Genomic DNA, 24,079 nt, shown 5'->3' on the forward strand with positions numbered 1-24,079 from the left:
GCGGCGTCCCTCACCAGCTTGCCGAGGATCACGCTCGCCGTCGATCAGCGACCCGCCCGCCGGGGGTCTGCCGCACGCAGGAAACGCCGCAGGATCTCCTCTCCCGCGGCGCCGCCCCGCTCCCGGAGCACCTCGGTGTTGGGCGCTCCCCAGCCGCAGTCGGCGAGCTCGCCGTGGCCAGGGCGCCAGGCCCGGTCGGCGGCGAGCAGCAGGTCGGAGTCCAGGAGCGAGTCACCGGCCGCGAGCGTCAGCGTCGCGCCGCAGCGGCGGGCCACCTCGTGCATCGCGGCGCTCTTGGTGAGCGGCTTGGGCACGGCGTAGACCTTTCGGCCCTGGAGGGAGACCGTCCATCCCTTGGCGTCCGCCCAGGCCGACAGCTCCTTCACCCAGCCCTCGGGAAGGGCGGCACGGTCGACGACGAGGTAGGCGAAGAGGTCCTCGGCGACCCGTTCCTTGAGCAGCCAGGCCGGGTCGGCAGAGGACTGGAGATGGGCCCGGACCTCGGCCAGGGAGGCGCACTCGCCGGCGATCCGGCGGAGGACGTGGTCGTGCCAGTCGGGGTCGAAGACGCCGTCGACGAGGATGTGTCCGCCGTTGGCGCAGATGGCGTACCGGGGGGCGGGACCGGGCAGGTGGATGCGCCCGTACTGCTCCCGGGTCCGGGTGGTGGCCGGGACGAACACCGTGGTGCGGGCCAGTTCGTCGAGCAGCGCGGCGGCCGTCTCCGTCATGTAGCAGAGGGGCGCGTGGCCGTACACCTCCACGCAGAGCAGACGCGGGGCCTGCTCGTCCGGCATGGTCAGCTGGAGGGACCCCGCCGAGTAGATGAGGGTGCGGTCGAGGTCACTGGCCACCATCGTCACCGGGGCGCCGGAGGTGGCGTGCGCAGCGGCGCTCAGGGGCTCGGTCACAAGGCCGTCCAGAGGTGTGCTCACGGGCGTTTCCACGGTTTCGCTCACTTCCCCTTCACCGCCGTGCCGTCCGCGCCGGTGGCGCCGCGGGTGTACTTGGGGTGGATCAACCCGACGCAGGTGTACGGAAGTTCCCCGACCTCCTCGACGGGCACTCCGCGCTGCTCGGCGAGCAGCCGTACGTGGTCGAGGTCGGCACCCGCCCCCCGCTTGGCCAGGATCTTCCAGGGGACGCGCCGCAGCAGCACCCGCGTCGTCTCGCCGACACCGGGCTTGACCAGGTTCACGTCGTGGATGCCGTACTCCTCGCTGATCCGCTCGACGGCGCCCCATCCCTCCCAGGTGGGGGCGCGGTCCGCCGCGAGCAGTTCCTTGGCCTCGGCGTCCACGGCGGCGGCGACCTCGTCGAAGCGGGCGGCGATGGTGTCGAGGAACAGGCCGGAGACGTCGGTGCCGGCGAGTTCCCGGTAGAACTTCGCGCCGTGGAAGTCGTGCGGCCCGACCAGGTCCGCGCGCAGGACCGTTCGGGAGATCAGCCCGGACACGGTCGAGTTGAGGCAGGCGGACGGGATGAGGAAGTCCTCGCGCGTCCCGTACGTCCGTACGCAGCCGCCGGGGTCGGCGAGCACGGCGATCTCCGGGTCGAAGCCCTCGAAGTCCTCGAGCGCCGCCGCGAGTTCGCGGGTGATGGCACCCTTCCCGGTCCACCCGTCGACGAAGACGACGTCCGCCGGGTCGTGGTGCGCGGCGAGCCAGCGCAGGGCGTTGGCGTCGATGCCGCGGCCCCGGACGATGGAGACGGCGTAGTGCGGCAGGTCGAGACCGTGCCGGTGCTGGGCCCATCGGCGCATGAGGACGCCGACGGGGGTGCCGGCCCGGGCGAGGGAGACCAGGACGGGGCGGGGACCGCGTTCGGCGAGGACCGTCTCGGTGACGGTGCCGACGGCCCGGGCGATACGGGCCGCCGAGGTGTCCAGGGCGGCCTTGAACAGTTCCTGGTACTGCGGGCTGGGCTGGTATTCGACGGGCAGCGATTCGGCGTAGTGGGCGCCGCCGCTCTGGATCGCCTCCTCACGCTCCTCGGTGGGGGCCTCCAGTCGGGTGTCCGAGAGGTCCTGGAGGAGCCAGCCGACGTCCTCCGCGGCGTAGGAGGAGAAGGCGGGGCCCCGGAGGGGTTCGGGCAGCATGGCGGCTTCCTGCCTGTGCGAGGTCGGCGTCCGGACCGTGCCGGCGTCCGGCGCCGGCACCCTGTCGGCGGCCGGCGTCGGGACGTACGACGGAACGACCGCGAGCAGCACCCGGTCGGTGTGACCGGCGAGCCGTGCCAGCAGTCCGTCGGGGGCGTGCAGCGCCGGGGTGTCGGCGGTGGAGTCGACGACGGCGACGACGGCGTCGAAGCCGGCCCCCGCCACGTTGTAGGCGTACCGGTCGCCCGGTCCGTCCGCGGGGTCGTCGTGGGCGGGGAAGACGAGCCGGCTGCGTATCGCGTAGCCGGGGTCGTCGACGGCGAGGACGGGTGAGCGGGTGGTGGTGGAGTAGCGGACGTCGGCCGTGGTGGCGTCCTCAAGTGCGGTGGCGAGGCGCAGCGGCGCGTACATCAGCTCCTCGAAGCCGAGGACGAGCACCCGCCGGGCATCGCCCAGGGCGTCGGCGATGCGGCCTGCCATGGCCGGCAGCGCGGCTTCCAGGGCCGCCCGGTGGGCGGGGGTGAATCCGTGGCGCGCGCCGTCGGGCACGCCGGCGGGCCAGTCGAGGGTGACGCGCGCGGGGGCGGACCGCGGGGGCGGTGGTTCGCCCGCGGTGTCGTCGGCCTCGTGCGCGGCGACCAGGCTCCGGCCCTTCTCCAGGACCCCGTCCGGCAGGCGCACGGTGCCACGGGCGCGGGCCACCAGGTCGACGCGGGCCCCGACCTCCTCGGCGAAGCCGGCGAGCCGCCCCCGGTCGGCCTCGGACCGCATGTCCACCAGGGCGACGATGACGTACCGCTCCCGGGGGTAGCGGGCGTGGAGGGCCCTGATGGTGTTGAGCACGGTGTTGCCGGTGGAGAACTCGTCGTCGACCAGGACCAGCGGCGAGCCCTGCGCGCCGGCGGCCAGCAGGTCGGGGTCCTCGGGCAGCAGCAGGTGGGAGGTGGCGTGCGAGTGCGCCTCCTCGAAGCCGCCCGCCTGCGCGACCCCGGCGACGGGGCGCCGCGTCGAGTGGAGGTACGGGGCCACTCCGAGCCCGTCCGCGACGGCGTGGCCGAGGCCTGTGGCCGTCTCCGCGTAGCCGAGGACGACCGCGCGGCGGGCCTCCGCCTCGCCGAGGAGGTCGCGTACCCGTTCGCCGAGCTCGAAGCCCGCACCGTGGACGACGGACGGCCGCTGCGGCACGTGCTTGCCCAGGACGTTCGACACGAGCAGATGGGCCCGCTTGGGGTTACGGCGCAGGGCGAGGCCCAGCAGCTCCCGGATCTCCCCGCCGCCGGCCAGCTCGATCCCGAGCCGCCCCGCGACCCAGTTACCCGACCACTCCACGTCCACTGCCTCTTCTTCCCGTTGGGGCTCGTTCGCCGGCCCGCGCTCGTCCATGTCCGCGCTCAGCTCGTCACACCGGCGGCCAGGAGTTCCACGAAGCCGACGTCCTCACGCGCGACGCCGAACACCTCGGCCCGTTGCAGGGTCCGCTCGGCCCAGGCGCGGTGCGGCTTCACTTCGTTCATCTTGTTCGTGTACGCGGAGCGCAGCACTCCGCCGCCGCCCCGCTCGGGTCGCAGGATGTCCCGCGCGTCGGTGTACTCCTCGTGGCTGACGACGGACAGCGCGTGCACGGGCAGGACGTGCGACGGGTGGATGCACGTCTTGCCGAGCAGTCCGTTGGCCCGGTCCAGCTCGATCTCGCGCAGCAGCCCGTCGAGGTCGTGCTCGATGAGCGCGGTGCGCAGTTCCTCGGCCTGCCCCATGAAGGGGCTGCGGCGCAGCTGGGGCTTGAACATGCGCTCCTGGAGGCGGAAGTACTCCCAGACGGGCCCGGTGATGGTGAAGCCGGTGCCGTCCGACCTGCCCAGCACGTTGACGACGTCGCCGATGACGGCGCCGACGATCTGGACGTCGTACGCCGTCATGTCGGGGGCCCGGCGCAGACCGTAGGCGGAGCAGAAGTCGGTGACGCCGAGCCGGAGCGCGAGGACGCGCCGACGGTACTTGTCGACGGTGCGGGCGATTCCCTGGAGTGTCTCGCCCCTGGTTTCCAGGTGCAGCAGCTCGGGCGACTCGAGGACGGGCATGGCGAAGAGCCGGTGCCCGCTGTCCGCCTCGGCCGCGGTCAGGGCTTCCAGGAAGAGCTCGCCCCGCTCTTCCGTGAATTTGGGTAGTACGAATCCGGACAACAATCGGACGGAGCTTCCGAGCCGCCGCACGAGATCGGTGATCTGTTCCGGTTCGCGGACCCTGACGAAGAGCAGCGGCACATCGGCGTTCCGCGCGTCGAGATCGGCGAACTGCCGGACCAGATTGGCCTCGGCGCCGACCACTTCGGCGTCGTCGATGGAATCCTCCAGGCAGAGCACCATGGAGACGACGCCCTGCCCGGTCTGCTTGATCACGTCGTCCGCGAGCCGGGGCCGCGTCGCGGGGCTGTAGAGCGTGGCACCCAGAGCCACCGACAGCAGGTGGGAGGAGGAACCCGCGTCGAATTCGCACGGCTCCCTGAAGAACAGACTCTCCCGGACAGCCGGCGAGATGTGCCCGAAATGACGCATGTGATTCCCCCGTACTGCCATAGAGACGGATAAACGTATGGCCGGTAATAGTACGTTCGGGCGGGTGTCGCCGGTTCCCCGGCCGTGTGAACTTCGGGTGTCCCCGGCGTATCTCACACTCCGCGCGGCGCGCCTGCGTGCTCCCCCCGAACCATGACCGGCCTACTGTTCCGTACCCCCGCGTTGTCCGGACGCCCCTCCAGCAGGCAGGATGACCGCCATGACGCACGCGATGCTGAAGGGCTCGAACGTCCCTCTCGACGCCATGGCCGTACGGGCCGTGCTGCGCTGGACCCCGGGCGCCGGGGTCCCCGACGTGGACGCCTCCGCCTTGTTGATCGATCCCTCCGGCCGGGTGCGTTCCGACGAGGACTTCGTCTTCTACAACCAGCCGCGGCACCCTTCGGGCCTCGTACGGCGTCTGCCCAAGCGCAGCGGTCCCGAGGGTCTCACGGACACGATCGAGGCGGATCTCTCCTCGCTCGACCCCTCCGTGGAGCAGGTCGTCATCGCCGCGTCCTGCGACGAGGCGGCGTTCGAGCGGGTGACGGACCTGCGGATATCGCTGTACGACGCGGCGTCCGCCGACGGTGAGCCGCTCGCGGTCTTCGACGTCCGGGCCGAGACGGGCGAGGAGACCGCCGTGATCTGCGGCGAGCTGTACCGGCGCGGTGACGGCTGGAAGTTCCGGGCGGTGGGGCAGGGATACCCGACGGGCCTCGTCGGACTGGCCACCGCCTTCGGTATCTCGGTGGACGAGGCCGAGGCGGCCTCGGAGCCCGGCCCGGCGGCGGTGCCCGGTGCTCCCGACCCGTCCGGGTCCTTCCCTCCGGCACCGGACACCCCCGCACCGGACTCGCAGGCCACGGTCCAGCACCAGCAGCCCGCCTACGGCTATCCACAACCGCCCGTGGCGCCCCAGCCCGCCTACGGGTACCCGCAGCCGCCCACGGCGGCCCCTCAGCCCGCCTACGGCTATCCCCAGCCCGCGGCCCAGCCGGCGTACGGCTACCCGCAGCCCGCGGCGGCGGCGGCACACGCCGCCGACCCGAATTTCGTGCTCCCCCCGCAGGGCCCGCAGTTCCTCCGGTCGTGAACCGGAGGCGCGGCCGCCGCCCTTCACGGCGGGCACTCAGGCCCGCGTCTTGTAGCCGCGCCCCCACTGCATGCCGAAGCCGTACATCCGGTCCAGTTCGGACTGGAAGCCGTACACGAACTTCACCTCGCGGCGCACGATCAGCTCGCCCTTGACGTTCTCCACGGTGAAGACCGCGCAGGAGCGGGCCTGCGGGGCCCGCTCGTCCAGCTCGATCTCGATGCGCGGGCCGTTGCCCGGGTAGAGCGTCACCTTGGCATGCGTACGGTCGAACGCCGGGGTCTGGTCGTAGATGTACACGAAGAACAGCAGGCGCTTGATCTCGTCGCGCTTGTCGAGGTTCACGTAGACGGTCTCGCCCGACGGCGCCCCGAATCGGTCGTCGCCGCTGAGCCTGATGTACGGCGCGGTGTTCAGGTCACCGATGAGGTTGCCCAGGGGCTGCACGACGCCCTTGGTCCCGTCCGCCAGTTCGTACATGCAGCCCAGGTCGAGGTCGACGTTGACCATGCCCTGGGTGTGCGCCTGGACGACGTCGGGCTGGAAGAGCTTCAGCGGACGCAGCAGCCGGCCGCTCTGCCGCGACCTGCCGCCGATGTCCGACGTACGCATCCGCCAGGACAGGTTGACGCGCAGATTGCCCGACAGCGCGCCCTGTTTGTTCAGAGAGACCGTGGCGTTCCGCTTGGAGAGCACGATCGCGTTCGTCGCGGAGTTACCCGACTCGAACTGCGACGCCCGCCGCGGAAACAGGCCGTCCCAGAAGGCCATCCCAACCCCCACATGTATCGGTAAGTACCGCCCGCCCCTGCTGTACGGCCCACACCACTGCGGGGCGGCCACCGGGCCGGGTCCGGGTGTTCCCGGAGAACCGCCGCCGTGGGCCGCCCCGCAGAGAGAGCGTTCCTCATTCCTTACCGGGTCACACCCCGGAGGAGACTTCCGCCTTGGAATCGGAGCCGTCTCCGCCGTCTCCGCCGGCCGCCGCGATCGCCTTGTTGCGCCGCACCGAGGACCAGAAGGACCAGCCGATCAGAATGACCCCGACGGAACCGGTGATGAGCTCGTTGATCTCGTACTGGATGGTGACGAGCAGGATGACCGACAGGGCGCCGATCGCGTAGTGCGCGCCGTGCTCCAGGTAGACGTAGTCGTCCAGGGTGCCCTGGCGGACCAGGTACACGGTGAGCGAACGGACGTACATGGCACCGATACCGAGGCCGAGGGCCATCAGGACGATCTCGTTGGTGATGGCGAAGGCGCCGATGACGCCGTCGAACGAGAAGGACGCGTCGAGGACCTCGAGGTAGAGGAACATGAAGAACGCGGCCTTGCCCGCGAGGACCACCCCGGACACCGGCTTGCCGGCCTTCCTGGCCTCTTCCTCCGCCTCCTGCTCGCGCTCTTCCTCTTCCTCGAGCTTGTTCTCGAAGTACCCGGAGAGACCGCCGACCACGAGGTAGGTGATCAGACCCGCGATACCGGAGAGCATGACGGTCGACGCCTTGTCGGCGTGCCCGCCACCGTGCTGGTGCGCGTGCGTCGCGAAGGTCATGGCCGAGACCAGCAGGACGATGAGCGCGACGCAGACCGACAGCATGTCGACCTTGCCGAGCTTGGCGAGCGGACGCTCGATCCAGCGCAGCCACTGGATGTCACGGTCCTCGAAAATGAAGTCGAGGAAGATCATGAGCAGGAACATGCCGCCGAACGCAGCGATGGACGGGTGGGCGTCCGTCACCAGTTCCTTGTACCGGTCGGGGTCGTTGAACGAGAGGTCGATGGCCTCGATGGGGCCGAGCTGGGCGCTGATGGCCACGATCACGACGGGGAAGACCAGCCGCATACCGAAGACCGCGATGAGCACACCGATGGTGAGGAAGATCTTCTGCCAGAAGGCATTCATCTTCTTCAGGATTCCGGCGTTGATCACCGCGTTGTCGAAGGACAGCGAGATCTCGAGGACCGACAGGATCGCGACGACGCCGAATGCCTGCCACCCCCCGTAGAACACCGCTGCGACCAGGCCGAGCGCGGTAACCGCGAACGACCAGCCGAAGGTTTTCAGAAGCACTGGCTACCCCATCGTGTATGTAACGGGTCTCCCCCGGTTGAGTACGGGGCTCCCCCGCGCCGTGCGCGGCTTTACGAAACGTTGACCCCGAAGTCTAGAGCGATGCCTCGGAGCCCCGACGCGTACCCCTGTCCGACTGCACGGAATTTCCACTCCCCGCCATATCGGTAGAGCTCACCGAAGATCATCGCGGTCTCCGAGGACGCGTCCTCGCTGAGGTCGTACCGCGCCAGTTCCTGGCCGTCCGCCTGGTTCACCACGCGAATGAAGGCGTTGCTCACCTGGCCGAAGCTCTGCCCACGGTTGTCGGCGTCATGGATCGAGACCGGGAAAAGGATCTTGTCGCAGTGCGCCGGGACCTGGGTGAGGTTCACTATGACCGACTCGTCGTCGCCCTCGCCCTCACCCGTGAGGTTGTCACCGGTGTGCTCGACGGAGCCGTCGGGGCTGGTGAGGTTGTTGTAGAAGACGAACCACTCGTCACCGAGGACCCGGCCCGACTGGCACAGCAGTGCGCTGGCGTCGAGGTCGAAATCGGCTCCCGTCGTGGATCGTGCGTCCCAGCCGAGCCCGACCATCACCTGAGTGAGATTGGGTGCGGCCTTGGAGAGGGAGACGTTGCCTCCCTTGGCGAGCGTGACGCCCATGGTGTGTCCTCCCCGAGTCGTTGGACGGTCTTCCGGCTCGGCACGGACGCCTGACGGACGCGGGGTGCCCTGCCGAGACGTCCGGCGCCGCACGGGGTGCGGCGCCGGACGAGATGGGTGCTGATGTGTCCGGAGGGTCCTTTGGACCTGCTCAGACGTTGACGCCGAAGTCCTGCGCGATACCGCGCAGACCCGAGGCGTACCCCTGGCCGATGGCGCGGAACTTCCACTCCGCGCCGTTCCGGTAGAGCTCGCCGAAGACCATGGCGGTCTCCGTCGAGGCGTCCTCGCTGAGGTCGTAGCGGGCGAGCTCGCTGTTGTCCGCCTGGTTCACCACGCGGATGTACGCGTTGCGCACCTGGCCGAAGCTCTGCTGACGGCTCTCGGCCTCGTAGATCGAGACCGGGAAGACGATCTTGTCGACATCGGCCGGGACACCGGCGAGGTTGACCTTGATGACCTCGTCGTCGCCCTCGCCCTCACCGGTGGTGTTGTCACCGGTGTGCTCGACCGAGCCGTCGGGGCTCTTGAGGTTGTTGAAGAAGACGAAATTCCCGTCGCTTCCGACCTTGCCCTCGGCGTTCGTCAGCAGCGCGCTGGCGTCGAGGTCGAAGTCACCGCCGGTGGTGGTCCGGGCATCCCAGCCCAGACCGACGATGACCGCCGTCAGGTTCGGCGCGGCCTTGGTCAGCGAGACGTTGCCGCCCTTGCTGAGGCTGACTCCCACGAGTCCTCCAAAAGTTTTGAGAGGGCCGGCAGACACCAGCACCCCCGTCGTGCGTTGGCATCGGATCAACGATTGGATCCTAGTGACCGGTTCCCGGCGAAAACAGGCTTTTGGCCGGTCGCCGCCAGGAGATCCCCTGATACGGCGGGCCGCAAACCCCGGATCCCGCACATCCCGGACCCCGCGTCGCACGCGGGGCGGGCCCCAGGGCCCCGGAAGAACGGACGCGGCCGGCCGCCCCGGATCAGATCGAGTCGAGTGCCTTGATGTAGTCGTTCAGGTCCCGCGCGTCCGGCAGGCCGTTGACGACGCTCCAGCGGACGACGCCCTGCTTGTCGATGACGAACGTGCCGCGCACCGCGCAGCCCTTCTCCTCGTCGAAGACGCCGTAGGCCCGCGAGGTCTCCCCGTGCGGCCAGAAGTCCGAGAGCAGCGGGTACTCGAGGCCCTCCTGCTCGGCGAAGACGCGAAGCGTGTGGATCGAGTCGTTGGAGACGGCGAGCAGCTGGGTGTCGGCGTTCTCGAACCTCGGCAGCTCGTCGCGGAGCGCGCACAGCTCCCCCGTGCACACGCCGGTGAAGGCGAAGGGGTAGAAGAGCAGCACCACGTTCTTGGCGCCGTCGGCACCCTGGAAGTCGGAGAGCCTCACGGTCCGTCCGTGGTTGTCCTTCAGCTCGAAATCCGGAGCCTGCGTGCCGACCTCGATCGCCATGTGAAACGCGTCCCTTCGCCAACGTCGCACTTTCCCGGCCTGGGCCGTCCGGGTGAGACCCACCCTACGCAGCGTCCCCCTCGAAACGTCGGCAGGCCCGTACGGGCACGTACGAAGGCCCCCGACGGGGTGGTGCCGTCGGGGGCCTCGGGTGATGAAAGAGCTCTCAGCGCTTGGCCGGGGCCCCCTTGGGGGTGACCAGACGGCTGCCCGTCCAGTCCTTGCCCGCACTGATGCTCTTGGTCTGGGCGAGACCAGCTGTCTGGGCAGCCTCGTTGATGTCGCTCGGCTCGACGTATCCGTCTCGGCCGGTCTTGGGCGTCAGCAGCCAGACCGCCCCACCGTCCTCGATCAGACCAATGGCATCCACCAGCGCGTCCGTAAGGTCGCCGTCCTCGTCGCGGAACCAGAGCAGGACGACGTCAGCGACGTCGTCGTAGTCCTCGTCGACGAGTTCCTGGCCGATTGTGGCCTCAATGCCCTCACGGAGCTCCTGCTCGACGTCGTCGTCGTAGCCGATCTCCTGGACCACCTGTCCGGGTTCGAACCCAAGCCTTGCGGCCGTGTTGGTCCGTTCCTCCGCGTGGTCCGCGGTCGCGCTCACGGGTTGCCTCCTGATCATGTTTCGGAAAATGCTTCAGCCACGCGCGTGCGCGGGGCGTTGGCCGTAGTCCACACGGGCTCGGCGAATCGCGCAAGTACCCGGCGTCCGAGACCGCCTAAACGGTGACGTTCCCTGCCACGTCGCCGCAACTACCGGCATGTCTCCCGCGGGGCCCGAAGTGGTGTCCGGGCCCTTTACGTCCTTCCTCAGCTTATGCCGTTTCGCTCCGCCATTCGGATTCGAACGGGCTTTGGGAACGCTTGGCCGGGTTGGGCGTATGGTTGCGGTTTGGGCGGGACCGCCCTCGTACTGCTGATACTCGTTCCCGGACACGCCGCTCGGGAACCTTGTGTTACCCCACAGTAGAGATGACGTTTGCGGTCCTCGCGGTACACGATGGAGGCGGCGTACAGCAGCCATCCCGGGGGTACGTTTCCCGCAACCAGGCCCCGAAGAGCACCACCGAACAGCGAAGGAACAGCGTGGCTTCCGGATCCGATCGCAACCCGATCATCATTGGCGGCCTTCCGAGCCAGGTCCCGGACTTCGATCCTGAAGAGACCCAGGAATGGCTCGACTCCCTCGACGCCGCCGTCGACGAGCGCGGCCGCGAGCGGGCCCGCTATCTGATGCTCCGGCTCATCGAGCGTGCGCGCGAGAAGCGCGTGGCCGTGCCCGAGATGCGCAGCACCGACTACATCAACACGATCGCCACGAAGGACGAGCCCTTCTTCCCCGGCGACGAGGAGATCGAGCGCAAGGTCCTCAACGCGACGCGGTGGAACGCCGCGGTGATGGTCTCCCGGGCCCAGCGTCCCGGGATCGGTGTCGGCGGTCACATCGCCACCTTCGCTTCCTCCGCCTCGCTGTACGACGTGGGCTTCAACCACTTCTTCCGCGGCAAGGACGACGGCCTCGGCGGCGACCAGATCTTCTTCCAGGGGCACGCGTCCCCGGGGATCTACGCCCGCGCCTTCCTCCTCGACCGGCTGAGCGAGGCCCAGCTCGACGGCTTCCGGCAGGAGAAGTCGAAGGCCGGGCACGCGCTGTCCAGCTACCCGCACCCGCGGTCGATGCCTGACTTCTGGGAGTTCCCGACCGTCTCGATGGGTCTCGGCCCGCTCGGCGCGATCTACCAGGCGCGGATGAACCGCTACATGGAGGCGCGCGGCATCGCCGACACCTCCAAGTCGCACGTCTGGGCCTATCTGGGTGACGGCGAGATGGACGAGCCCGAGTCGCTGGGCCAGCTGTCCATCGCCGCCCGTGAGGGCCTGGACAACCTCACCTTCGTGGTCAACTGCAACCTGCAGCGCCTCGACGGCCCGGTACGCGGCAACGGCAAGATCATCCAGGAGCTGGAGTCGCAGTTCCGCGGCGCCGGCTGGAACGTCATCAAGCTGGTCTGGGACCGCAGCTGGGACCCGCTGCTCGCGCAGGACCGCACGGGCATCCTGGTCAACAAGCTGAACACCACCCCGGACGGCCAGTTCCAGACGTACGCGACCGAGACGGGCGCGTACATCCGCGACCACTTCTTCGGCGACGACCCGCGGCTGCGCGACATGGTCAAGGACATGTCCGACCAGCAGATCCTGCACCTGGGGCGCGGCGGCCACGACCACCGGAAGGTCTACGCGGCGTACGCGGCGGCCAAGGCGCACAAGGGGCAGCCGACCGTCATCCTGGCGCAGACGGTCAAGGGCTGGACGCTCGGGCCGAACTTCGAGGGCCGCAACGCGACCCACCAGATGAAGAAGCTCACGGCGGACGACCTCAAGCGCTTCCGTGACCGCCTGCACATCCCGATCGCGGACAAGCAGCTGGAGGACGGCAACCCGCCGTACTACCACCCGGGCCGCGACTCGGAGGAGATCCAGTACATGCACGACCGCCGCCAGGGTCTGGGCGGCTACGTCCCGACGCGTGTGGTGCGGTCGAAGCCACTGCCCCTTCCCGACGAGAAGGCGTACGCGACCGCGAAGAAGGGCTCGGGCCAGCAGTCGATCGCCACGACGATGGCGTTCGTCCGTGTCCTGAAGGACCTCATGCGGGACAAGGAGATCGGCAAGCGTTTCGTGCTGATCGCCCCCGATGAGTACCGCACGTTCGGCATGGACGCGTTCTTCCCGAGTGCGAAGATCTACAACCCGCTGGGTCAGCAGTACGAGTCGGTCGACCGCGAGCTGCTGCTCGCGTACAAGGAGTCGCCGACCGGCCAGATGCTGCACGACGGCATCTCGGAGGCGGGCTGCACCGCCTCGCTGATCGCGGCGGGTTCGGCGTACGCCACGCACGGTGAGCCGCTCATCCCGGTGTACGTCTTCTACTCGATGTTCGGTTTCCAGCGGACCGGCGACCAGTTCTGGCAGATGGCCGACCAGCTCTCGCGCGGCTTCGTGCTGGGCGCGACGGCCGGCCGTACGACACTGACCGGTGAGGGTCTCCAGCACGCGGACGGCCACTCGCAGCTGCTCGCCTCGACGAACCCGGCCTGTGTCTCCTACGACCCGGCGTTCGGGTACGAGATCGCGCACATCATGAAGGACGGTCTGCGCCGGATGTACGGCGAGGCATCCGAGGACGTCTTCTACTACCTCACCGTCTACAACGAGCCGATCCAGCACCCTGCCGAGCCCGCCGACGTGGACGTCGAGGGCATCCTCAAGGGCGTGCACCGCTACCGCAGCGGCGAGAAGGGCCACATCCCGGCCCAGATCCTGGCGTCCGGTGTCGCGGTCCCGTGGGCGGTCGAGGCCCAGCAGATCCTCGCCGACGAGTGGAACGTGAAGGCGGACGTGTGGTCGGCGACCTCCTGGAACGAGCTGCGCCGTGACGCCGTGGAGGTGGAGCACCACAACCTGCTCCACCCCGAGGAGGAGCAGCGCGTCCCGTACGTGACGGAGAAGCTCTCCGGCTCCGAGGGCCCGTTCGTGGCGGTGTCGGACTGGATGCGTTCCGTGCCCGACCAGATCGCGCGCTGGGTGCCCGGCGCGTACCAGTCGCTGGGTGCGGACGGCTTCGGTTTCGCGGACACCCGGGGTGCGGCCCGCCGCTTCTTCCACATCGACGCGCAGTCGATCGTGCTCGCGGTGCTGACCGAGCTGGCGAAGGAAGGCAAAATCGACCGCTCGGCGCTGAAGACGGCGCTCGACCGCTACGAGCTGCTGGACGTGGCCGCCGCGGGCCCCGGCCCGGCCGGCGGTGACGCGTAAGGAACACGCAGTTCCGGAAGAAGGGCGGCGGGCCCGAGGGTCCGCCGCCCTTCGGCGTCCCCGGCCTCCTCGGCCGGCCCTCAGTTCTCCCAGATCTTGAAGGCCCTGACCGTGTACGGCGACCGGGGCACCCAGGTGCCGCCGCCCGGGTACGTCTCGAACTCGCCGGTCTCCGCGCACTCGGCGGACTGGAAGGTCGTGACCGGGCGCCCGGTGCGGTTGACGAGCGCCTGGGCGCTGCGGCCGGCCGGGAGCGGGACGCAGCTCTCGATGTCGACGGTGGACAGTTCGTGGGCCTGCCTGGCCCCCGAGAAGTCGGGCTTCGCCCACAGGCAGAGCTGCCCGGCGCCGCACGGCGCGAGACCGGCGGGTGCGGCCTGCGGGGCGCTGCGGGAGCTTTCCGGTGCGGCGGCCCCGTGGTGGGCGGCCGGTGCGGCGGCGCCCGAGGACAGGGCGGTGGCCGGTACGAGTGCGGTGGCCGCCAGGGTGGCGGCGAGGACGGTCTTGCGCATGGTGGATCAACCCCCGTGGTCGGGCGAGCCGGTCGGCTCGCCATGTCCGCACTCTGACCTGCGCAAGCGCGGACCGGGAAGGGGCCGGGCAGCGGACCACCCTGATAGGCGACAGCCCCACCGGGACGTCCGGCGGGGCTCTGTGAACCGCTGTGTTGACGCCGGACGCTCGGGGCCGCCCGAGGGAGGCCGGGCGTCGCCGGCGGGCTCGCCTCGGGCCTGCGCCCGCCCCCGCCCGGGTGTTGGCCCCGCGCACGGTGGGCGTGCGGACCGGGCGTCGACCGCCGTGCCGGCGCCGGGGGCCGGGGAGACCGGGCTCGTGCCCGACACGAACGTGTCATGGGTGACACCCGTGATGGTCGCTTCGATCCTGGCGGGGTGTTCCCGTTCCCTCACGGGGATGCGTCAACGCCCCACCGGGGGTGCCCCTTTCGAGGCAACGCGACGGGCCTCCACGAGCACCTGAGCCGCCCCCGCACTGTGGAACAAAAGGAACATAACGCCACAAGTCCGAACGAGAGCCTATCGGATGACCGAATCACCCCCTCGTCGCACGCCCCCGCATGCGGCGGCAAGCATCGATCCGGAGCGCCGAACCCCTCCACCGATCGCGGAGCGTGAAGGGGCTCGCCGAGGCGAGTCCGCACCCCCGGGCGACCGTCGCCGCACCCTCCGGGGCGGCACGGCCAACCGCGGGGCCGACGCGAGGGCCCGGGAGCGGACGCGCTGCGGGAGTCGGCCGAACTCCACCTGGACCGGCCCGGACCTGCACTCCGGGGGAGTCGAGGCATCACGGCGGGCGCGCCTTTACGCGAACCGGACGACTGTGCCGCACCCCTCACCGGCTCCGCATGGCCGAACTCACAATGACCCGGCCTCCCGGGCCATTTCGAGTGGCCGACGCGCCTCCGGCGCACCGCAGTGTGAATCCGGCGCACACGGAGAGTAGGAGACGGGCGGTCAATTCCCCGCGGTCGAGTGATCCGCGTCACCCCTGCGGCGGCGTCGCGCGCACGTCTCCTAGGGTGGGGCGCAGTGACTTCCTTCGACTCCTCCCCCACGCTCACCGCATGGCGCGCTCTGCTCGCCATCGCGGTCGTGTTCGTGATGCTGGCGACCACCGGCTGGACCGCCGTGCGTCATCAGCACTCAGCCGCGCCGCGCGAGACCGCGCTCGCTTCCTGGGCGAAGGATCGGATAGCTGGTCACGCCCTTCCGGATGTCAGCGCGCCGGCGAACCGGCTCGCCCACTTCTTCTCGACGCTCACGGCGGGCCAGCAGGTCGCTCTGACCGACAAGTACCCGCTGGTGGTGGGGAATCTGAACGGCGCGCCGGTCACCCTGCGCTACCGGGCGAACCGTCATGCCCTGGAGCAGGCCGAATCGGCCGAGGAACAGCGGGCTCAGGACCTGAAGCTGTCGCCGGACGGACGCCGTCAGGCCCTGCTCCGGCTGGACCGCTTCCGTTCCCTGCTCGCCGGTGACCGGCAGATCCTCACCTTCGATCCTTCGGGGCGCGGCCGGGCCGCCGAGGTGTTCGGCGACCTCGACCGGGCCGAGCGGGTCTCCGTCGTCGTGCCCGGCGTCGACACGAGTCTTCTGACGCTGGAGCGCACGGGCACCAAGAAGAACGCCGCACCCGTGGGCATGGCGCAGTCGCTGTACGGCGCGGAGCGCTCCGCCCGTCCCGCTTCGCGTACGGCGGTCATCGCGTGGGCCGACTACACGGCGCCCGCCGGCATCGGCATGGACGCCGTGCTGGGCGGGCTCGCGACGGAAGGCGCCCTGCGGCTGAACGCCCTCGTCGAGGCGCTGCCCGGTAACTCGGACGTCTCGCTGTTCTGCCACAGCTACGGCTCCGTGCTGTGTGGTGTGGCGGCGCACCAGCTGCCGTCAAGGGTGTCCGACATCGCGGTCGCGGGCAGTCCCGGGATGCGGGCGGACAGCGCCGAAGGGCTGAAGACCCGGGCCAGGGTGTGGGCGATGCGGGACGGCGACGACTGGATCGAGGACGTGCCGAACATGGAGGTCGGCGGGCTCGGGCACGGCGCCGACCCGGTGGACCCGTCCTTCGGCGCGCGGATCGTGTCGGCGAGCGGTGCGACAGGGCACAGCGGCTATTTCGAGCCGGGCACGGAGAGCCTCAGCAACTTCGCCGCGATCGGCGTGGGTGCCTATGACTCGGTCAGCTGCGCGAGCGCCGACGATGCGTGCCACCGGGAGATGTCCGGCGAGTCGGAGGCCTGACGCGCGTAGAAATCCGTCTGACGCGCGTAGAGAGCGGCGAACGGCCTGCCCGATTTCGCCGGTACCGAAGGGGGACGTCCGGGCCTGTGCCACATACGATGAGGCACATGGGTGATGTGCTGGCCGGAATTCATGCCACCTGGGAGTTCGACACCGACTCCGTGCTCATCCGCTTCGAACGGGGAATCCGCACACCGAGGCTCTTCCAGAGCCTGCGCGAACGCCGCATACCGTACGCGGCGTTGTCTTCGGTGACGCTGGCCCCGGGCAAGCGGGGCACGGTGGTCCTGCACGCGGTGCCGAGACCCGGTGCCGATCCGCTGCTGGAGGCCGCGGCCGGGCAGCTCAAGGAGAGCAGCGACCCCTACCGTCTGGTGCTGCCCGCCGAACGCGAGACGCTCGCCGAGTACTACGCCGATGAGCTGCGCGCCGTGCTCGGCCCCGAGGCGTCCCGTCCGGCCGAAGGCTTCCTGGTGACGGCCCCCGAGGCGCCGATGCACTTCAAGGCGTACGACGGCCGGGCCGGCTTCGACGGGTCCCTGGTCTCGTTCCGGTGGTTCTGGACGGGTGCGTCGAGCGCCAAGTGGAAGGCGGGCGACCAGACGTTCCCCGTGGCGGACCTGGGTGGAGTCGAGTGGCGTTCGCCCGAGGCGTTCGAGGGGTATCTCCGGCTGGTGCCGCGAGGCACCGACGCGGGCGGCCCGGAACCGGATCCTGCCCCGGGCGCGGCGCAGCCGTCCGTGGGCCGGGCCCAGCCGGACCAGGACCCCGCCGCCGTCGTCTTCGGCCTGGGCTACGGACCGGTGCACGAGTCGCTCCCCTTCGCCGCGGCGGTCCTGGAGTCCGTACGACGGACGCAGTCGGTGCCCGTCGCCACGGCGCCCGTCCCGGTGGGCGGCGCGAGGCGTGACCCGGCGGACATCGCCGAGCGGATGCACCACCTGGGGGGCCTGCACCAGGCGGGGCTGGTCACGGACGCGGAGTACAGCGCGAAGAAGGCGGAGCTGCTGGCCGAGCTGTAGGCGGGCCCCGGGCCGTGTGCCGTCCGCGTCACGGCGCGCGTCCGCCCCGGCCCCTACTCGGGTACGGGGCCGGGACCGGCGATCGGGCCCCGGGTATGACGCCGCGCGGCGCACTCCGTGCCTAGTCTGACCCGACCATGACCACGTCCCCCGCCGGGCCCCCGCCCGCCGACGGTCTGCTGAGCGCCGCCCGCCGCAATCTGCGCGAGCTCGCCCACGGGCTGTCCCACGCCTCCCATCCGCCGACCCCTCTGTTCGCCGGGTCTCCGCGCCGCTGGCTGCGGCTGCTGCCGTACGCCGTGGTGGTCGCGCTCACCGCCGTCTTCGTCCCCGTCACGATCCAGGTGCTGACGGGCGACTACGGGGTGCCCGGCGGACTGGCCGGAGCCCTTGCCGTCGGACAGGCCGCACCCCTGTTGATGCTGGCGCACCGGCCGCTGCAGGCCTGGTGGATCGTCTTCGCGGCAGACGTCGTGGGCGCGCTGGTGATGCTGGGGCGGCCCGAGTACCAGGACGTCATCTGGCCGTGGACCCCGCCGGCCACCATCGGCTATCTGTTCGTGCTGCTGGCGCTCGGTCTGCGGGAGAGCCGTCGCACGGTGACCGGAGTGTGGCTCGCGACGGGCGCGGCCGGGCTGCTGCTGGACCTGATCGCGCCCTCGCACCGGGACGGCAGCGCGCTTCTGCTGTTCGTCCTCGGCGGGGTGGTGCTGGTGATCGGGGCTGCGGTACGGGAGCGGAGCGAGGCGCAGCGCAGACTCGTCGAGCAGGAGACGATCAGCGAGGCCGAGCGGGCGCAGCGGACGCTGCTGGAGGAGCGCACCCGGATCGCCCGTGAGCTCCACGACGTGGTCGCGCACCACATGTCGGTGATCACCGTCCAGGCGGACTCGGCTCCGTACCGGATCGGCGGGATGTCCGAGGAGGTGCGGGCGGAGTTCGCGTCGATCGCGGACGGCGCCCGGGAGTCCCTGACGGAGATGCGCCGGCTGCTGTCGGTGCTCCGCAGTGACGGCAGCCGGGGTGAGCTGGCCCCGCAGCCCGGTCTCGACCGGGTCCAGCAGCTGGTGGAGGCGATGGTGCGGGCGGGGCTTCCGGCCGAGCTGTCGATGGCGGCGGAGGTGGCGGAGGCGGTGGACCGGGGCGGGGTACCGCAGGCGGTGGATCTGACGGCGTACCGCGTCGTGCAGGAGGCTCTGGCCAACGTGGTCCGGCACGCTCCGGGGGCGCGGACCCGGGTGTCGGTCACCGCGCGCGACGGTCATCTGACCGTGCTGGTCGTCAACGACCGTGCACAGCGACCGGGTTCGCCGCTGGAGACGTCGGGGACGGGACACGGGCTGGTCGGCATGCGGGAACGCGTACGGTTGACCGGCGGCACGCTCGACACCGGCCCCCTGCCCGACGGGGGCTTCCGGGTCGCCGCGCGGCTCCCCCTGCCGCCGCCCCGGCATCCGTGACTCCGGAGGAACTGTGACCATCCGCGTGATCATCGTCGACGACCAGGCCATGGTGCGGGCCGGTTTCGCGGCGCTGCTGTCGGCGCAGAGCGACATCGACGTGGTGGGTGAGGCCCCGGACGGACGACAGGGTGTCGAGGTCAGCAGGTCGGTGCATCCGGATGTCGTCCTGATGGACGTCAGGATGCCGGAGATGGACGGGCTGGCCGCCGCCCGGGAGCTGCTGAGTCCGCCGGTGGGAGTCGTCCACCGGCCGAAGGTTCTGATGCTCACCACGTTCGACGTCGACGACTACGTCTACGAGGCTCTGCGCGCCGGGGCGTCCGGCTTCCTCCTGAAGGACGCCCCGCCCGCGGATCTGATCTCGGCGGTACGGGTCGTGGCGGCGGGTGACGCGCTGCTCGCACCGTCCGTGACCCGGCGGCTCATCGCCGACTTCGCGCGTCAGCGGCCCGCGGCACCGGCCGGCGGACCGGCGCTGCGGCTGAACGGTCTGACACCGCGTGAGACGGAGGTCCTGGAGCTGATCGCCCGTGGCCTGTCGAACCAGGAGATCGCGGCGCGGCTGGTGTTGGCCGAGCAGACGGTGAAGACCCACATCGGCAGGGTGCTGGCCAAGCTCGGGCTCCGCGACCGGGCGCAGGCCGTGATCTTCGCGTACGAGTCGGGGCTGGTGGCCCCGGGGGAGGCGTAGCTTCCCGGTACCGCCCGGCTCGGGCTGGGGCTGTCCCCCCGTACGTCCCCTACTCAGGTAGCACCGGACAGTTGGCCCCTCGGGGTGACGCCCTGTCACACGTCTCCTTCCTACCTTCCTCCTCCGCACGCCGAACGGTGTGCGCGAGCGGTAGGGGGAGGGCACGATGCGCCGGTTCACGAGGACACTGGCCGCGGTCGCACTGGCGATGACAGCGGCGGCGGGCACGGTCGGCTGGGCGTCGGGGGGCACCCAGCGGGCGGTGACGGGCCCCCCGCCCGGCAGCAGCTCGTGGCGTGCCGACGGGGTGCTGGGGCGGGAGCTGCCCGACCCGGCCCACGCGACCCCGGAACAAGTCGGGTCCTTCTTCGGCGGGTTGAGTGCGCCTGAGCAGCAGCTGCTGCTGGAACGGCACCCGTTGGTCGTCGGCAATCTGGACGGGGCGCCCCTGGAGCTCCGCTACCGCGCCAACGCCTCTGCCCTGCGGGCCTCTCACGATCCCCGCTACGCCCGTCTCGCCGCGCCCGGCCGACGGATCCTGGCGTTCGATCCGCGAGGCCGCGGCCAGGTCGCCGAGGTGTTCGGGGACCTGCGCTCCGCGCGGCACGTGTCCGTCGTCGTACCCGGGTCGGACATCGACGCCGGGACCTTCGACCGGCGCGGCGACGTGTACGGCACTCCGGCGGGCATGGCGAAGTCGCTGTACGCGGAGACGGGCCCCGGCAACGCGGTGATCGCCTGGGCCGGTTACACCACGCCTGTCGGCCTCGGTCCGGACGCGGCGACCGGAGGTCTGGCGGAGGCGGGGTCCGTGCGGCTGACCCGGTTCACCGCGGGGCTGGCGGCCGACGGGCTGCCCTCGCCCGCCGTGTTCTGCCACAGCTACGGCTCGGTGGTGTGCGGGCTCGCGGCCCGGGGGCTCGGGGCCAGGGATCTGGTCGTGCTCGGCTCCCCCGGGATGCGCGCCGACGACGTCGCGGGTCTGCGCACCCGGGCGCGGGTCTGGGCGGCCAAGGACGACACCGACTGGATCGACGACGTGCCGCATGTCGAGGTGGCAGGTCTCGGGCACGGCGCCGACCCCGCCGGCGAGGCGTTCGGGGCCCGGCGGGTGCCCGCCGAGGACGCGAAGGGCCACACCGGCTACTTCGCGCCCGGCACGGACTCGCTGCGCGCCTTCGCGGCCATCGCCGAGGGGGACTCCCGGTGACTGTGCGGCAGTTGGTCTCCCGGATCGACGCGTCCACCCCGGCCCACCGCGACCGCGCGGTCGACGGGCTGCGCGCGCTCGCGCTGATGGCGGTGCCCGCCGGCCACTGGCTCCTCGGCGGGTTCACCCGGGACGGCGACGGCGCCCTGCACAACGCCAGCCCGCTCTCCGCGTTCGCCGGGTTCGCCCCGGTGAGCTGGGTGCTCCAGATGCTGGGCGTCTTCTTCCTGGTCGGCGGCTACGCCTCCGTCCTCTCCTACCACCGCAGGCCGTCCACCGGCGGGGCGTGGCTGCGCGGCCGGATGGTCCGGCTGGGCAGACCGGTGCTCGGTGTGACCGCCGTGTGGGCCCTGATGATCCCGGTGCTGTACGCCGCCGGCGTGCCCGAGGACACCCTGCGCACGGGCGCGAAGCTGGTGATCCAGCCGCTCTGGTTCGTCGGGGTGTACGCCCTGGTCACGGCGCTCACACCCTGCTGCGTGCGTCTGGCCAGGAGGTTCGGCGGCTGGGCGGCGGTCCCGCTGATCGGCTCGGTCGCCGTGGTCGACTTCCTGCGCTACGGACCGTACGCGGACGCCGTGCCGTCCTGGGTCGGGGTGCTGAACATCCTGCCCGGCTGGCTCTTCGCCTATCAGCTCGGCGTCTGCTGGGGGCAGGGCCGTCTCTCCCGGCGCGGCGCCCGGCTCCTGCTCGTCGGTGGCACGGCCCTCTTCGCCGTACTGCTGCTCGCCTTCCACTACCCGGCGTCGATGGTCGGCGTACCGGGCGAGGCGAGGACCAATTCCCATCCGCCGTCGCTGCTGGTCCTGGCGCTGGCCTCGGCGCAGAGCGGTGCGGCGGTCCTGTTGCACGGACGGATCGGCCGGGCGCTGCGCCGTCCCGTCCTGTGGGCCCCCGTGGTAGTGATCAACCTGTCGGCGATGACGATCCTGTGCTGGCACCAGACGGCGATGCTGGCCGCGGCGGTCCCGGCGTCGTTCGCGGGCGTGGTACCTGGGCTGACGACGAGCCCGGACTCGGTCGGCTGGATCGTGGCCCGGCTGGCGTGGCTGCCGTTGTTCGCCGGTCTGCTGGTGCTGATCTCCCGTTACGCCCGGCGGTTCGAGGACCCCTGGGAGACGGGCGACCGCGCCAGTAACGTCCGCCGGGCGGCCGCCGGGCTGCTCGCCACGGGCTTCGCGGTGTTCGCCCTGCGACTGGCCTGAGGCATCCCGGGAAGACGCGGAACGGGCTCAGCCCCGCCCGTCGACCAGGCCGGATTCCCAGGCCCAGGCGGCGATCTCCACGCGGTTGCGGGCGGACAGTTTGGTCTGCACGTTGCCGAGGTGTGTCTTCACCGTGCCCACGGAGATGGTCAGTTCGGTGGCGATCTCGGCGTTGGTCAGCCCTCTGGCCACCAGACGTACGAGATCGCTCTCACGGGCGGAGAGGGCGGTGTGCGGTTTCCTGGCCGGGGCCGCGCTGCTGTTGAGCTGCCGCAGCAGGCGGACGGTGATGGCGGGGCTCACCAGCGCCTCTCCCGAGGCGGCGGCCCTGATCGCCTCGACCAGCAGGGCGGGGCCGGAGTCCTTGATCAGGAACCCGGAGGCGCCCTCGCTCAGGGCGCGCTGGACATACTCGTCGTCGTCGAACGTCGTGACCACGACGATCTTCGGCGGGTTCACGGTGCCCGGGCGAGTCAGTCTCCGCAGGGCCTCCAGCCCGTCCATGCGGGGCATGCGGATGTCCATCAGCACCACGTCGGGCCGGTGGCGCTCGGCGAGTTCGACGGCGAACACCCCGTCGGCGGCCTCAGCGACGACGTCGATGTCGTCCTCGGCCCCGAGGATCATCGCGAAGCCGGCGCGGACCATGGCCTGGTCGTCGGCGATCAGTACGCGGATCGTCATGAGGCGGCCACCCCCGCGGTGGTCGCCGGGAGCGTCGCCTCGACGCCCCAGCCACCGGCCGTCACCGGCCCGGCCTGGACGCTTCCGCCGATCAGGCCCACCCGCTCGGCCAGTCCCTTCAGCCCGAAGCCGCTCCGGGAGACGGGGCGCGGCCGTCCGTCGTCGCTGACCCGCACGGTGACCCGGTCCGCCGAGCGGTCCACGCGCACCCGCACCTCGGTGCACCCGTGGGCGTGCTTGCGTACGTTGGTGAGGGCCTCCATCACCACTCGGTGCGCGGTGGTGGTCACCTCCACCGGAAGGTCGTCGAAGGCCCCCTCCAGTTCGAGCTGGGCCCGCGCGCCGCCGACGGCCGAGAACTCCTCGACCAGCGAACGCACTTCTCCGATGCCCGCCAGGGGCGTCAGCGCCACCTCTCCGTCGGCGTCACGCAGCATCCCCACCATGTGCCGCATGGAGTTCAGCGCCTCCGAGCCCGCCTGTTCGATCCGCTCCAGCGCGGGCGGCACCAGTTCGGGCCGCCGGTCCGCGATCGCCCGCGCCCCCTGCGCCTGTACGACGATGCCGGTGACGTGGTGGGCGACGAAGTCGTGCAGGTCCCTGGCGAACTCCGTCCGCTGCTCCAGTTTGAGAGCCGCCGCCTGCCGCCGCCGGTCCACCAGGAGCAGGCGCATCCCCAGGCCGATGCCCAGCGCCGTGACCGCCACCAGGGCCAGGAACAGCGCCATGATCGTGGTGGTCTGCCTCACCGAGACCGACACCGGCCTCAGCACGATCGCCATGAGCAGCAGGGGGACGGCCACTGCGGCCCACGACGGCTTGCCCCGTCGCGCGACGAGCAGCAGGAGCCACACCAGAGCCGCCGGCTCGGCGAAGCCGAGCGCCTGCGAGCCGACCGACAGCATCACGTGCATCGCGGCCGAGAAGAACAGCGACGCGATCGCGAGTACCCCGGCGGTCGCCGGGAGCGCCCGGTCACCGAGCCGGGGCGAGACGACTGCGAGGATCCCGCACAGCAGGGCGCCGGCCAGCTTGGCGGAACCGATCTCGTCCGGCCGCCCGGGTGTCCAGTAGATGCCGCCCATCCAGTCCATCACGACGAGAGCGATCAGGGACCCGGCGAGCAGCAGCTGGACGGTGACGGGCAGGAACAGCAGACGCTTCCCTCGTGCGGTCGTGGGCTCCGCCGCCGTGTCCACCGTCTCCGGCATCTCCCTCATGGTCCTCCCGCCGACCGGCCGAAAGTGGGAGTCGGCCTCGCATGATCTGTCTTTCGCCCGATCCGCCGCGGGGCGCGGCGGAGAAGAGTGGTCTCCACCG

Annotated in this window: 20 protein-coding genes; 8 read left to right on the forward strand and 12 right to left on the reverse strand. The window is 70.9% G+C overall.

The window, feature by feature from the left end; all coding sequences use genetic code 11:
• Positions 1-44 precede the first annotated feature (44 nt).
• The 3 genes from JOC24_RS10605 to JOC24_RS10615 form a co-directional block, all read right to left on the reverse strand.
• The gene (locus JOC24_RS10605) at positions 45-857 is read right to left on the reverse strand and encodes an HAD family hydrolase (RefSeq protein ID WP_205020028.1); all 813 of its coding nucleotides are present in this window, start codon (positions 855-857) and stop codon (positions 45-47) included.
• 98 nt (positions 858-955) lie between these two features.
• Positions 956-3,481 (reverse strand): phosphoribosyltransferase, encoded by a 2,526-nt coding sequence (locus JOC24_RS10610; RefSeq protein WP_205019936.1) that lies wholly within the window; start codon positions 3,479-3,481, stop codon positions 956-958.
• An 8-nt stretch (positions 3,482-3,489) separates the two neighbouring features.
• The gene (locus JOC24_RS10615) at positions 3,490-4,650 is read right to left on the reverse strand and encodes an HpcH/HpaI aldolase/citrate lyase family protein (protein WP_205019937.1); all 1,161 of its coding nucleotides are present in this window, start codon (positions 4,648-4,650) and stop codon (positions 3,490-3,492) included.
• A gap of 211 nt (positions 4,651-4,861) precedes the next feature.
• Between JOC24_RS10615 and JOC24_RS10620 the strand changes: the two genes are divergently transcribed.
• Positions 4,862-5,746, forward strand: a complete 885-nt coding sequence (locus tag JOC24_RS10620) for a TerD family protein (RefSeq protein WP_205019938.1) — start codon at positions 4,862-4,864, stop codon at positions 5,744-5,746.
• A gap of 36 nt (positions 5,747-5,782) precedes the next feature.
• Here JOC24_RS10620 and JOC24_RS10625 read toward each other — a convergent pair whose 3' ends face one another.
• From JOC24_RS10625 to JOC24_RS10650, 6 genes are all read right to left on the reverse strand, one after another.
• Positions 5,783-6,517: a TerD family protein gene (locus tag JOC24_RS10625; RefSeq protein WP_205019939.1), complete on the reverse strand. Its 735-nt coding sequence runs from the start codon at positions 6,515-6,517 to the stop codon at positions 5,783-5,785.
• Between the two features lie 151 nt (positions 6,518-6,668).
• On the reverse strand, positions 6,669-7,820 hold the full coding sequence (locus tag JOC24_RS10630) for a DUF475 domain-containing protein (RefSeq protein ID WP_205019940.1): 1,152 nt from the start codon (positions 7,818-7,820) through the stop codon (positions 6,669-6,671).
• 71 nt (positions 7,821-7,891) lie between these two features.
• Positions 7,892-8,467, reverse strand: coding sequence for a TerD family protein (locus tag JOC24_RS10635; protein ID WP_205019941.1), 576 nt, complete (start codon positions 8,465-8,467; stop codon positions 7,892-7,894).
• Positions 8,468-8,618: 151 nt separating this feature from the next.
• A complete protein-coding gene (locus JOC24_RS10640; protein WP_031092601.1) occupies positions 8,619-9,194 on the reverse strand; it encodes a TerD family protein in 576 nt (191 codons plus the stop codon).
• A 244-nt stretch (positions 9,195-9,438) separates the two neighbouring features.
• Positions 9,439-9,906 carry a peroxiredoxin gene (locus tag JOC24_RS10645; protein ID WP_205019942.1) on the reverse strand — a complete coding sequence of 156 codons (468 nt, stop codon included), beginning with the start codon at positions 9,904-9,906 and terminating at the stop codon, positions 9,439-9,441.
• 166 nt (positions 9,907-10,072) lie between these two features.
• The gene (locus JOC24_RS10650; protein WP_031092598.1) at positions 10,073-10,510 is read right to left on the reverse strand and encodes a DUF3052 domain-containing protein; all 438 of its coding nucleotides are present in this window, start codon (positions 10,508-10,510) and stop codon (positions 10,073-10,075) included.
• A gap of 482 nt (positions 10,511-10,992) precedes the next feature.
• Here JOC24_RS10650 and aceE point away from each other — a divergent pair, with 482 nt between their 5' ends.
• Positions 10,993-13,725, forward strand: coding sequence for a pyruvate dehydrogenase (acetyl-transferring), homodimeric type (gene aceE / locus JOC24_RS10655; RefSeq protein ID WP_205019943.1), 2,733 nt, complete (start codon positions 10,993-10,995; stop codon positions 13,723-13,725).
• A gap of 80 nt (positions 13,726-13,805) precedes the next feature.
• Here aceE and JOC24_RS10660 read toward each other — a convergent pair whose 3' ends face one another.
• Positions 13,806-14,237, reverse strand: a complete 432-nt coding sequence (locus JOC24_RS10660) for a peptidase inhibitor family I36 protein (RefSeq protein ID WP_205019944.1) — start codon at positions 14,235-14,237, stop codon at positions 13,806-13,808.
• A 1,035-nt stretch (positions 14,238-15,272) separates the two neighbouring features.
• Here JOC24_RS10660 and JOC24_RS10665 point away from each other — a divergent pair.
• The 6 genes from JOC24_RS10665 (at position 15,273) to JOC24_RS10690 (ending at position 22,075) form a co-directional block, all read left to right on the forward strand.
• Entirely contained in the window at positions 15,273-16,484 is a 1,212-nt protein-coding gene (locus JOC24_RS10665) for an alpha/beta hydrolase (RefSeq protein ID WP_205019945.1), read from the forward strand.
• Between the two features lie 107 nt (positions 16,485-16,591).
• Positions 16,592-17,506 carry a DUF4429 domain-containing protein gene (locus tag JOC24_RS10670; protein ID WP_205019946.1) on the forward strand — a complete coding sequence of 305 codons (915 nt, stop codon included), beginning with the start codon at positions 16,592-16,594 and terminating at the stop codon, positions 17,504-17,506.
• Between the two features lie 137 nt (positions 17,507-17,643).
• Positions 17,644-18,966: a sensor histidine kinase gene (locus JOC24_RS10675; protein ID WP_205019947.1), complete on the forward strand. Its 1,323-nt coding sequence runs from the start codon at positions 17,644-17,646 to the stop codon at positions 18,964-18,966.
• Positions 18,967-18,979: 13 nt separating this feature from the next.
• The gene (locus JOC24_RS10680) at positions 18,980-19,660 is read left to right on the forward strand and encodes a response regulator (RefSeq protein WP_205019948.1); all 681 of its coding nucleotides are present in this window, start codon (positions 18,980-18,982) and stop codon (positions 19,658-19,660) included.
• 166 nt (positions 19,661-19,826) lie between these two features.
• Positions 19,827-20,870, forward strand: coding sequence for an alpha/beta hydrolase (locus JOC24_RS10685; protein ID WP_205019949.1), 1,044 nt, complete (start codon positions 19,827-19,829; stop codon positions 20,868-20,870).
• Positions 20,867-22,075, forward strand: coding sequence for an acyltransferase family protein (locus JOC24_RS10690; protein WP_374104489.1), 1,209 nt, complete (start codon positions 20,867-20,869; stop codon positions 22,073-22,075). The genes JOC24_RS10685 and JOC24_RS10690 overlap by 4 nt, the downstream gene beginning before the upstream one ends.
• A 27-nt stretch (positions 22,076-22,102) precedes the next feature.
• On the opposite strand, the gene JOC24_RS10695 is transcribed toward JOC24_RS10690, so the two are convergent.
• Together JOC24_RS10695 and JOC24_RS10700 are read right to left on the reverse strand one after the other, a co-directional pair.
• Complete coding sequence (locus tag JOC24_RS10695) at positions 22,103-22,759, reverse strand: response regulator (protein WP_205019950.1); 657 nt, start codon at positions 22,757-22,759, stop codon at positions 22,103-22,105.
• A complete protein-coding gene (locus tag JOC24_RS10700) occupies positions 22,756-23,970 on the reverse strand; it encodes a sensor histidine kinase (RefSeq protein WP_239580107.1) in 1,215 nt (404 codons plus the stop codon). Before JOC24_RS10700 ends, JOC24_RS10695 begins: the two co-directional genes overlap by 4 nt.
• Between the last annotated feature and the right edge of the window lie 109 nt (positions 23,971-24,079).

It is taken from the genome of Streptomyces sp. HB132 (assembly GCF_016909575.1).
In the GTDB taxonomy this organism is placed as follows: Bacteria; Actinomycetota; Actinomycetes; order Streptomycetales; family Streptomycetaceae; genus Streptomyces.